Raw genomic sequence first — 10,498 nt, forward strand, 5'->3', positions numbered from 1 at the left:
AGATTATAATTATTATATAGTTAGATAACTGCTTTTTTAATGAATAGGATTTCAATTATGTATAAATCTCGCTTTTGAGGTAAAAATAATTTATAGTAAAAGTGGGAGGGTGGTATTAATGTCAAAAACGCCGCTGAAGAAAATAATAAAGGCAAAATTAAAAGCAAACAGAGAACTTACAGAAGCTGAGAAACTGAGAGAAAAATTGAAATACGAAATAGCAGAAGAATTGGGATTAAAAAGAAAAGTGGATCTTTACGGCTGGAGCGGTTTGACAGCTGAGGAAACTGGAAGAATTGGTGGTATGATGACTAAAAGGAAAAAGGAACTCAATATACCAAAAAATGAAACTCTATTGAACAATGAGATAACCAAGAATACACAGTAATTTGATTCACGGAGTGTATAAAAATAGCTTTAAGAGAGGGGAAATATCCATTATATATAAGATTATAATGGGATACAAATGAATTGTTACGAAAAATTCGCACATATATATGATAAACTGATAAACGAAGATATTGATTATGGTAAATGGGCTTTAAAAATTTTAGATCTGTGCTGTACTTTCAATGTAGAATTCAAGAATTACCTGGATTTAGCCTGTGGAACAGGAAATATGACTGAAAAAATAGCACCCCATTTTCAAAACAGCTGGGCAGTGGATCTGTCCAATGAAATGCTTTCTGAGGCAGATAAAAAATTGAGAAACAGAGGATTAAAAACAAATCTAATATGTGAAGACATAAGCAATTTAAAATTAAATAGACAATTTGACCTAATAACCTGCTGCCTTGATTCCACAAACTACCTGCTAAAGGAAGAAAATCTGGAAAATTATTTTGAAGGCGTATTCAGCCACCTCAATCCCAATGGAATATTTGTATTCGATATAAATTCCTATTATAAGATCACCAGCATATTGGGCAATAATACCTATACCTATGATGAGGGTGAGCTAACTTACATATGGGAAAATTATTTGCAAGATGAAATTGTGGACATGTATCTTACCTTCTTTGTAAAATATAAGGACATATATAGACGATTTGACGAACACCACAGAGAAAAAGCTTATAGATGTAACACAATAGAAAAATTTTTAAAAAACTGTAAATTAAGTGTTCTAGGAAAATTAGACAACTACCAGACTGACAGTATAACTGATATTTCTGAAAGAATAGTATATGTAGTAAAAAAATACAAATGAAGTGGTTCACAATAAATTGCTAGCACTGAGGAGATGAATTTGATTATGGAAGATAAATTGATAAGAGCTACAGCCAAAAACGACAACATCAGAATAATAGCTGCTTCTACTACAAGACTAGTAAATGAAGCTGTTAAAATTCACAAATGCCGCCCCACTGCAGCTGCAGCTTTTGGAAGAATGCTAACCGCTGGATGCCTTATGGGTGCAATGCTAAAATCACAAAGTGACAGTTTGACTTTAAGAATATCAGGTGGAGGAAAAGCAAAAGGTGTGCTGGTGACCTCCTATTCAGACGGACATGTAAAAGGATATATTGGAAATCCTACGGCAGATCTACCTCCCAACGGCAAAGGTAAATTGGATGTTGGGGGAATCATAGGCACAAATGGAAATCTAACCATCACAAGAGATCTGGGACTTAAAGAACCTTATTCCAGCCAGGTACCCATACAGACTGGAGAAATAGGAGACGATTTGGCTTACTATTTTACAGTTTCTGAGCAAACTCCTTCTGCTGTGGCACTGGGAGTCTTAGTAAATGTAGATCTCAGCATAAAATCTGCCGGCGGATTTATACTACAGATGATGCCGGGGGCAGATAACAGCCTGTCAGACCTACTCACAAGCAGGCTGCAGGAAATATCTCCTATATCCACCATGATAGATGTGAAGAAAAATATATATGAAATATTAAATGATATATTTGGAGACATAGATCTAAAAATACTGGATGAGCTGTCTCCATCCTACAAATGTGACTGCTCCAGAGAAAGAGTTGAAAAAGCTCTCATGAGTATAGGATTTAAAGATTTGAAAAAAATCTATACTGAAGGTAAATCAGAGGAACTCAGGTGTAATTTTTGCAATAAATCCTATGTATTTACCCATGACCAAATAGGTAGAATACTTAAAAGTGCTAAAAAAGATCTTTAAAGACCATATTGTAGATTTTAAAAAACTTATATGTTATAATTGTTTAAAAATTAAAGATGCTTCTATATAATAAACGCCAGGAATTATTGTATAAACATATGAAAAGAGAGGATGATTCAACATGGAATTAAAGTATGATCTTACAGATCCCTATCAAATAGCCAAGTACATAAAAGAAGCCAAAAAATCCACACCGATAAAGCTGTATATCCAGGGAAATATATCAAAATGTAATCTAAATGACATGGAAATCTACGGGAGTGATAATTTTCATATTATATTTGGAGAAAGTGATGTGATATCCAAATTTCTAGTAGAGAACAGAGATAAAATTGATCATTTCAGAATAGAACAGGATAGGAGAAATTCAGCTATTCCGCTTATGGATCTAATAAACATAGACGCAAGAATTGAACCAGGAGCAATAATACGGGATAAAGTCAAAATAGAAAAAAAGGCAGTTATAATGATGGGAGCAGTCATAAACATAGGCGCTGAAATAGGTGAAGGCGCCATGGTTGATATGAATGCAGTAGTGGGTGCCAGAGGCAAATTAGGGAAAAATGTTCATTTAGGTGCTGGGGCAGTAGTGGCCGGGGTTTTAGAACCGCCTAGTAAGTCTCCCTGCGAGATAGGTGATGATGTCCTCATAGGCGCTAATTCAGTCATCCTAGAAGGTGTGAAGATAGGAAATGGTTCGGTTGTAGCCGCAGGTTCGGTAGTAATAGAGGACATTCCAGCTGGAGTAGTTGCTGCCGGAACTCCTGCAAAGATAATAAAAAAAGTAGACAGCAGTACCATGGACAAAACTAAAATTCTAACAGATTTAAGACAATAATTTAAAATCAAGCGGATAAAATAAAGCTAAAAAACCTTATCCGCTTAAATACCTATTTACATTCAATCTATCTTTAAGTCATATTCTGATGGTATAAAATTATTTAAGTTTAATTCTTGTTTAATTTTATACCAAAATTCTTGTTCGTTTTCTGGAATATTTTCAAGTTGATCACTCATGATGTCAAGCCATTTATATTCTCTATCCTCAATATATACTTCCTTATTGTCAATTGCCTTTCTTATTTCATCCATTGCATCACGAACTATTTTATTAATTTCAATCCCCCATTCTGGATTTACAGTCATAGGTGGAAGAAGCTCTAATTCCACCACCAAACCTTTGCAATATAATTCTTTCGCCCTCTTTAATACTCCTCCTATTACCAATCCATTTTTTGTTGTCACTGGATTTTTAGCAACACCATATATAAAATCTTTTAATGAACTATAAGCTAACCTGTTAAACTTTTTATTCATATGAAACCCCTCTCGTAAGATAAGACAAATTTAACTTAAATATTTCTTTATCAAAATATCTTTTGCTGCTTCTGCAGCAGTAGCGGCATCCGGCATATAAATATCTGCATCAACTTGCTTTGCATAGCTATCTGTAACTGGCGCACCACCTATCATAAACACATATCTATCTCTTACACCATTAGCTTTAAAATTTTTAATTACCTCACCAATAGATGGCATAGTAGTGGTCAATAATGCCGAAATACCTACAATATCTGCATTGACCTCTGCAGCTTTTTCCGCAAATACTTCTGGTGAAACATCTACTCCTAGATCATGTACTTTTATTCCTGCCCCCTGCATCATCATTTTAACTAAATTTTTTCCGATATCATGCAAATCTCCTTTTACCGTACCAATAACGACTGTTCCTATGGGTTTTATACCTGATTCAGTTAATATTGGCTCCAATATTTTTAAACCAGCACTCATGGCTTTTGCTGCAATAAGCATTTCAGGTACATATATTTCATTATTTTTAAATTTTATACCAACTTGTTCCATAGCAGCTATTAAAGCTTCATCTAAAATTTTCTTTGCACTGATTTTTTCTTTTATTAACTGCAGCACAAACTCTTTTGTCTTTTTTAAATTACCTTCTTGAACATATAGAGAAAGTTCTTCTAAATTCATCTCAATATTCATCTCAATTACTCCTATCTTCCATATTTTGTCCATTTACGGGAAAATGTTAAAAATTCATCTGCCTCTTTTCTATTTGAACAATTTACAACAAAAAATACGCCATCTGGAGAAATATTATTTAAAATAGGCTTAATTTGCTCAGGTATAACCTCTCTTATAACTAATTTTTTTTCCACAGGATTGAATTTGTTTATACACCTCTATCGATGTTTCACTGGAAAAATCCTTAATCACTTTATTAAATTTTGGACTATACTTTGGTACAGGATCCCATTCTATTGAATGAAGCCCTTCTAATCTCAACAATATAGATAAATATTTAACCTGGTCTTCACCATCCAAATTAAAAAGAGCTTGATCTAAATAATCCGCTTCCCTTTGAATTGCAGGAAATACTATATCTTCAAACATAGTTGGGGAAATCATTGTTGAAAATTCACTTAAAAGCGGATACCATGTTTTTTGATTTACAATAGGAACCCATGAAGTAAAGGTTCTTTTATACCTGCTTAGAATTTTTATATTTTCATCAAATACTTCTTTCCAGAATTGATCAATTCTAAAAAGAAACCTTTTAACTTCATCAGGTTCAACAATCAAGTCCATTAGTAAATTTTCTCTTCCTCTCAAGGACGCCAATACATCCATATTAGCACCAACATCAGTAATACTTGTAATATACCTTCCCTGCGAAGCCTCACAAAAGCTTTTGGTAATACCAATAAATTTTTTATAAATTTCGCTGTCTTTTAGAAGACTAAGCTTAGGTAAATCATTCCAATCTGAAATTATAGGTTTGGCATCATACCATATAGTATCCTCTGCTAATTTATATTCAGAGCCCAGAAATGAAGCTAATATACCAGAACCAAAGTCAATATTGGCAATAGGAACTGCATCACCAGCAAAATAAGTAGTATTAAGTTTTTGATTATTTTCTTCCAATCTATAATCTATATCAAACCATTTTTGTTCAAGAGAACCTGGAGGCTTTATTGGTGGATATTTATCAAGTGCTGTTTCATCTGGTGCCATAATGGCAAAATATGCCCCTTCTCCTTCAAATCTTTTGTCCCAAAAATTATAATGCCTATTAAGTCGTTTCTCCATTTCCTCTAAATCCAACAAGTATTTCACCTCCAAAATAAATAATAATCTTCAAATTGCATTTACAATAAACCTTTTAAGCGCCTTACCTATAAATTGACGTGTCCTATTTTCCGAAGGATTAGTAAACATCTTTTCCACAGAACCTTCTTCAACTATTATTCCATCTTCCATTAAAACCACTTTGTCAGCCACATCACGAGCAAAACCAAGCTCATGTGTAACTATAATCATTGTATTATCATCATTAGCAAGCTGTTTTATAGTATGAAGTACCTCATCAACCAATTCTGGATCCAGTGCAGAGGTAGGTTCGTCAAAAAGAAGCACTTCAGGATTCAAAGCCAGGGCCCTGGCAATGCCAACTCTCTGCTGCTGACCTCCTGAAAGCTGGCACGGATAATAATCAACCCTATCTTTCAGACCAACTTTATCTAAAATCTGCCTTGCAATTTCCACTGCTTTTTCTTTATTTAATTTTTTAACTGTTGTAAGCCCTATAGTTACATTCTGAAGCACATTTAAATTTTTAAAAAGATTATACTGCTGAAAAACCATAGCAGTGGAAGTCCTAAGCTGAAATATATCTTTTTTGCTTGCAGTTTGAGAATTAACCCTAAGTCCGTTGATTTCAATTATTCCAGAGGAAGGCCGTTCTAAAAAATTTATACTGCGCAGTAAAGTAGATTTCCCAGAACCACTCGGCCCAAGTATGGCAATTACCTCACCTTTTTTTACTGTTAAATTCACATTTTTCAATACATGATGCTCAGAAAAATATTTATTAATATTTCGTAGATTAATCATCAAACAACACTTCTTTCAAATATTCTGCTTCGTTTTTCCAATAAATTAAGACACTTTTCAAGTATTATGCATATAAACCAGTATATAATGGAGACGGCTATATAAATTTCAAAAAAAGCCAAACCTCTGGCTCCAATTATTTTTGCCTCCCCCATTATGTCTACAATACCTATCATAAAAATGAGAGAAGTATCTTTAACGGTGCTGATTAATGTATTTCCTAAATTAGGTATAGCTACAATCAGTGCCTGCGGAAGAACAATTTTGAGCATTATTTGAGCTTGGCTCATTCCTATAGAATTAGCTGCTTCAAACTGACCCCTGTCAACAGCTTCAATTGAAGATCGTATGGTCTCAGACAAATATGCCCCTAAATTAACTGAAAACGCCAATATCGCATAGTATTCAGGTGGTATTACATTTACATTAATGTTCTCAAACCAACCGTATTTTATCTGAAAAAAGTACAAAAATTTAGGCATACCAAAATAAATAAGATATAGTTGAACTAACAAAGGTGTTCCCCTTACAAAAGACACATAAACCATAGCAATTTGCCTTAATACTGATATTTTATAAATTTTAACAATAGCTATAAAAAAACCTACCAATAACCCAAATAACATGGATATAACAGTTACCATCATCGTAGCTGATAAATATGGAATTAACTTTGGAATACACTTCACCATATAAGTAAAATCAAATATCTTGTCCATAAAACACCCTCCTGATATGAAGTCATGATATTCTATACCATCTATTTATTTAGGTATATACTCTCCACCAGTCCATTTTTTTGATAACTTTGCAAGCGTGCCGTCTTCTCTAAGCTGTTTAATTATAGGATCGATTTTTGATTTGAGTTCCTGCCCTTGCTTGTCTTTCTTAAAAACAAGATGTATCTTGTCACTTTGAACTGGTTTTGCAACTACCTGTACCTGTAAATTCTGCTTTTTGATAGTGGCCTCTGTCATTACTGGATCATTTACATAAGCGTCAACTCTTCCATTTTGCACATCTATCAAATTATCTGATGAATTTCCTGTATCATTATATTTTAAAATTATTTTATTACCATTTTCCTTATTATATTTTTCAAGCAATTGTGTGTATGAGTCACCTACAGAAGCTGCTACACTTTTACCTTTTAAATCTTCCAACGACTTTATATCATTTCTACCTTTTTTTACAATTATGACTGACTCAGCTGTAAAATACGGCTGATCTGAAAAAAGATATTTTTTCTCACGTTCAGGGTTTTTAGCAATTTCATCTGCAACAATTTGAGTTTTATTTGATTCCAGCGAAAGAAAAATACTATCCCAAGCAGCAGGTGCAAATGTAAATTTATATTCATCTAATCTCTTATCTATTTCCTTTATTACATCAATATCATATCCAGTTAAATTACCTTTGTCATCATTGTAACAAAAAGGCGGATAATCATTTTGCGTACCTACATATATGGTTTTTACTTCTTTTTTGCTCGTATTGGGTTTTGTATTTGAAGAGCATCCGTTAAAAATCGCTATTATTACCACTAACGCTAAAATTATTGCAGTTTTCTTTTTTTCCATATTTTTCTCTCCTTTGAATTTTATTATATCTTTATCAATATTCACAACTATTTTAAATAAATCTGCAATATCACCGCCTTTTGATAATTATTTTGGGAATAAACAAAGGCCAAGAATTACCATTATAAAATTATAAATTCATAATTTCACAACGGCAAAACTTAGCCTTTAGTTTTCTAATCAACTAATTTTAAATTAATAATCTTTAAATTTTTCCCAAGTCTCAAAAAATAATCAGAAATAAAAAAACTTCTTGCAGAGAAAACTACAAGAAGTAACATTCTAATAATATCCTCATCTTTCAGGCTTCGCCTGATGGAATTAGCACCATTGAATACATAATAATATCCAGGTTGCCGAGCTTCATAGGGCCAGTCCCTCCGCTTCTCTTGATAAGAAAATTAATTTTTAATTTATATTGCATACATTACGAGATTTAGTATATAACATATCAATTTTTTTGTCAACAGAAATCGAATTGTCAATTTTTTTATTCTTATCCATAATTACTTAGGATATACGTTTACCTTCCACATTTTCATTAAAATTGTTCTTTTGTTCTTCTTTTGCTTCTTTTAAATTTTCTTCACCTTTATCATCAGCCTTTTTCACGCATTCTTCATCGTTATCGTTTTTATTCACTTTTTCCATTTTAGAAATGGAAACTTCATAGGCCACTTTTTTTACGACTTCTGTATCAGATATTTTTTTTTGATATTCTCTGCTCTGCAGCCTTCCCCAAATTCTTATGTTGTCACTGACTTTCAACGACTTACAAAACCTAGAATTTCTTCCCCAGGCAATAGTAGGTATGTAGTCAGATTTATTATAGGCTCTATTTACAGCTAACAGCATATCGGAGATCTCCCTTCCAAAGGGAGTTGTCCTATAAATTGGTTCTTTGCATATGAAACCGTCAAGAAAAATTTGATTTGGATTTTTACTTTTTTCTTTACATAAACTTATATTCCTTGCAAATACAGTTAATATCAATCTATTTGCTCCATCTACAAATTTATTGTATGATCTCAATTGTCCTTCCACTACAATATCTATTCCCGGGATAATATTCATTCCACCTATAAGTCTTTCTGAAATTGTAATAAATAATACATCCTTGCTTTCGCTTAATCTCGGGACTTCAATATTAAAGGTATAAAAACCTTCACCATACATTTCATGACTAAATTTTAATTCTGATACTACTTTGCCTTCAAGATAAATTTTATTATTTAACATTAAATTGTCCATCATAAACCCCTCTTTCCCTTAGTTTTAAATATCTCATTATCCTATAACTATTCACAGGGAGGTAAAAATATACTTGCAAATACTTAATATTTAACTAAAAATTTTAAATGCTTTATTTTTGAGCAATATATGCATGTATCTATTATCCATCAGCCCCAAAGTTATAGCTATCATAGCTGCATATAGTTCATCAATGTCTCTTAAAACCATGTTAATCGGAATTTCCTGAGATTCAATTATATTCTGTCCATTTTGTACAATATCTCTCTGAAGGCAATATACAAATCCACTGTTATAATCTAAGCTGGATATGGTAACTGTATTTTTGCTGCCTAATCCATAGGTTATGATATAACCTTGCAAATTTAAATCATCACCTAAACCATCTATTAAATCCATATTTATAAAATAATAGCGTCCATCCAAAATATCATGTTTTTTATTTATAGAATTCATTATTATATATTTTGCTTTTTCAACGCCATCTTTATTTTCAGACACATTGTACTGTAAATTGTTCAGATCTAATAAATTTATCAAATGGCTTTTAAAATTATCATTACTATCAATAATTTTTACGAATCCCATAAAAATATTACCTCCTGAAAAAATATATAATCTAAAATTATTTTAAACAGGATATAGTTTTTTATACTAATTCTCCATTTGCTAAAAATCTCATTATAAACCTTTACTATATGAGTATTATATACAGACTTGCTTTACTGCCATTATAATACATATTTATCCTATTTTTCAATAACTGTTATAATATAAGATATTTAATTGGGTATCTGCTTTCCCTCATAATTTAATTTGTAATTATTTTTGTAAATTAAATCTCCTACTTTGACAAATTTATAACCTTTTTTTTGAAGTTCTTTTATTATTTTAGGCAAATTTTCCGGCGTATATCTGGCATTACCATGAAACAGAAGTATTGAACCTGGCTTTGTATTCTTAATTATTCTGTTATATTCAATATCTGCTCCCTGTTCTTTCCAGTCCACACTGTCCACATTCCATTGAATACAATAATATCCTGATTCTTTTACTAAATCTATCACCCTGTCATTATAAGCTCCTTCTGGACATCTAAATAACTCGGTACCTGCTCCTGTTATGCTTCTTATTTTCGCTTCGTTTATATTTATATCTTCAATGATCTTTTCACGAGATATTTTAGTCATGTTAGGATGTCTATTGGAATGATTTCCTATTTCATGTCCCCTTTTATATATTTCTTCTAGTTTAACAGGATTTTTATCCACCCAGTCACCTACTACAAAAAATGTGGCTTTAATATCGTATTTATCAAGTAAATCCAATATTTTTTCAGTATAATCATCTTTACCTAAACTCACATCAAAAGTTATAGCCACTTTTTTTTCTTTTGTGTCTACAGAATATATAGGTAATTTTTTGCTTGAATTTATAAAGACTCCTCTATACCCGTAATTGGTAAAAAATGATACTCCAATAGCTACAAATAATAATACAGATACCATAAATATTTTTTTTATAAGTCTTGTTTTCAATTTTTTTCCTCCAAATATTTGCTTTTATAATTTTATATAGTATCTCATATTGATAAATATTACAT

13 protein-coding genes and 1 riboswitch are annotated in these 10,498 nt (G+C 31.9%); of the genes, 4 read left to right on the plus strand and 9 right to left on the minus strand.

The window, feature by feature from the left end:
• The first annotated feature begins 118 nt into the window (after positions 1 to 118).
• From J5G60_RS13010 to dapD, 4 genes are all read left to right on the plus strand, one after another.
• On the plus strand, positions 119 to 388 hold the full coding sequence (locus J5G60_RS13010) for an alpha/beta-type small acid-soluble spore protein (RefSeq protein WP_150358569.1): 270 nt from the start codon (positions 119 to 121) through the stop codon (positions 386 to 388).
• Positions 389 to 466: 78 nt separating this feature from the next.
• On the plus strand, positions 467 to 1,210 hold the full coding sequence (locus J5G60_RS13015) for a class I SAM-dependent DNA methyltransferase (RefSeq protein ID WP_150358570.1): 744 nt from the start codon (positions 467 to 469) through the stop codon (positions 1,208 to 1,210).
• A gap of 45 nt (positions 1,211 to 1,255) precedes the next feature.
• Entirely contained in the window at positions 1,256 to 2,146 is an 891-nt protein-coding gene (gene hslO, locus J5G60_RS13020) for an Hsp33 family molecular chaperone HslO (protein WP_150358571.1), read from the plus strand.
• Positions 2,147 to 2,267: 121 nt separating this feature from the next.
• Positions 2,268 to 2,984 (plus strand): 2,3,4,5-tetrahydropyridine-2,6-dicarboxylate N-acetyltransferase, encoded by a 717-nt coding sequence (dapD, locus tag J5G60_RS13025; protein ID WP_150358572.1) that lies wholly within the window; start codon positions 2,268 to 2,270, stop codon positions 2,982 to 2,984.
• 62 nt (positions 2,985 to 3,046) lie between these two features.
• Here dapD and J5G60_RS13030 read toward each other — a convergent pair whose 3' ends face one another.
• The 9 genes from J5G60_RS13030 to pdaB all read right to left on the minus strand — a co-directional run bounded on the left by J5G60_RS13030 (position 3,047) and on the right by pdaB (position 10,433).
• Positions 3,047 to 3,463, minus strand: coding sequence for a methyltransferase MtaB domain-containing protein (locus J5G60_RS13030; protein WP_150358573.1), 417 nt, complete (start codon positions 3,461 to 3,463; stop codon positions 3,047 to 3,049).
• Positions 3,464 to 3,493: 30 nt separating this feature from the next.
• Complete coding sequence (locus J5G60_RS13035; protein ID WP_236035311.1) at positions 3,494 to 4,150, minus strand: cobalamin B12-binding domain-containing protein; 657 nt, start codon at positions 4,148 to 4,150, stop codon at positions 3,494 to 3,496.
• A gap of 138 nt (positions 4,151 to 4,288) precedes the next feature.
• Positions 4,289 to 5,278 (minus strand): hypothetical protein, encoded by a 990-nt coding sequence (locus J5G60_RS13040; protein WP_150358574.1) that lies wholly within the window; start codon positions 5,276 to 5,278, stop codon positions 4,289 to 4,291.
• Between the two features lie 30 nt (positions 5,279 to 5,308).
• Complete coding sequence (locus tag J5G60_RS13045; RefSeq protein ID WP_150358575.1) at positions 5,309 to 6,064, minus strand: amino acid ABC transporter ATP-binding protein; 756 nt, start codon at positions 6,062 to 6,064, stop codon at positions 5,309 to 5,311.
• Positions 6,064 to 6,783 carry an amino acid ABC transporter permease gene (locus tag J5G60_RS13050; RefSeq protein ID WP_150358576.1) on the minus strand — a complete coding sequence of 240 codons (720 nt, stop codon included), beginning with the start codon at positions 6,781 to 6,783 and terminating at the stop codon, positions 6,064 to 6,066. Before J5G60_RS13050 ends, J5G60_RS13045 begins: the two co-directional genes overlap by 1 nt.
• Positions 6,784 to 6,828: 45 nt before the next feature.
• Positions 6,829 to 7,644, minus strand: coding sequence for a transporter substrate-binding domain-containing protein (locus tag J5G60_RS13055; protein ID WP_150358577.1), 816 nt, complete (start codon positions 7,642 to 7,644; stop codon positions 6,829 to 6,831).
• 291 nt (positions 7,645 to 7,935) lie between these two features.
• Positions 7,936 to 8,043: riboswitch (SAM riboswitch) on the minus strand.
• Between the two features lie 111 nt (positions 8,044 to 8,154).
• Positions 8,155 to 8,895, minus strand: a complete 741-nt coding sequence (locus tag J5G60_RS13060) for a single-stranded DNA-binding protein (RefSeq protein WP_150358581.1) — start codon at positions 8,893 to 8,895, stop codon at positions 8,155 to 8,157.
• Between the two features lie 90 nt (positions 8,896 to 8,985).
• Positions 8,986 to 9,483 (minus strand): hypothetical protein, encoded by a 498-nt coding sequence (locus tag J5G60_RS13065; protein WP_150358578.1) that lies wholly within the window; start codon positions 9,481 to 9,483, stop codon positions 8,986 to 8,988.
• A 194-nt stretch (positions 9,484 to 9,677) separates the two neighbouring features.
• Positions 9,678 to 10,433, minus strand: a complete 756-nt coding sequence (pdaB, locus tag J5G60_RS13070) for a polysaccharide deacetylase family sporulation protein PdaB (RefSeq protein ID WP_150358579.1) — start codon at positions 10,431 to 10,433, stop codon at positions 9,678 to 9,680.
• Between the last annotated feature and the right edge of the window lie 65 nt (positions 10,434 to 10,498).

Source organism: Clostridium sp. HV4-5-A1G (assembly GCF_900184915.1).
GTDB lineage: Bacteria > Bacillota > Clostridia > Clostridiales > Clostridiaceae > Clostridium_B > Clostridium_B aromativorans.

What these genes read in the sequence shown, in the direction of transcription:
- J5G60_RS13010 (WP_150358569.1), top strand. Translation starts at nt 119, where the DNA reads ATGTCAAAAACGCCGCTGAAGAAAATAATAAAGGCAAAATTAAAAGCA.
- J5G60_RS13015 (WP_150358570.1), top strand. Translation starts at nt 467, where the DNA reads ATGAATTGTTACGAAAAATTCGCACATATATATGATAAACTGATAAAC.
- hslO (WP_150358571.1), top strand. Translation starts at nt 1,256, where the DNA reads ATGGAAGATAAATTGATAAGAGCTACAGCCAAAAACGACAACATCAGA.
- dapD (WP_150358572.1), top strand. Translation starts at nt 2,268, where the DNA reads ATGGAATTAAAGTATGATCTTACAGATCCCTATCAAATAGCCAAGTAC.
- J5G60_RS13030 (WP_150358573.1), bottom strand. Translation starts at nt 3,463, where the DNA reads ATGAATAAAAAGTTTAACAGGTTAGCTTATAGTTCATTAAAAGATTTT.
- J5G60_RS13035 (WP_236035311.1), bottom strand. Translation starts at nt 4,150, where the DNA reads ATGAATATTGAGATGAATTTAGAAGAACTTTCTCTATATGTTCAAGAA.
- J5G60_RS13045 (WP_150358575.1), bottom strand. Translation starts at nt 6,064, where the DNA reads ATGATTAATCTACGAAATATTAATAAATATTTTTCTGAGCATCATGTA.
- J5G60_RS13050 (WP_150358576.1), bottom strand. Translation starts at nt 6,783, where the DNA reads ATGGACAAGATATTTGATTTTACTTATATGGTGAAGTGTATTCCAAAG.
- J5G60_RS13055 (WP_150358577.1), bottom strand. Translation starts at nt 7,644, where the DNA reads ATGGAAAAAAAGAAAACTGCAATAATTTTAGCGTTAGTGGTAATAATA.
- J5G60_RS13060 (WP_150358581.1), bottom strand. Translation starts at nt 8,895, where the DNA reads ATGGACAATTTAATGTTAAATAATAAAATTTATCTTGAAGGCAAAGTA.
- J5G60_RS13065 (WP_150358578.1), bottom strand. Translation starts at nt 9,483, where the DNA reads ATGGGATTCGTAAAAATTATTGATAGTAATGATAATTTTAAAAGCCAT.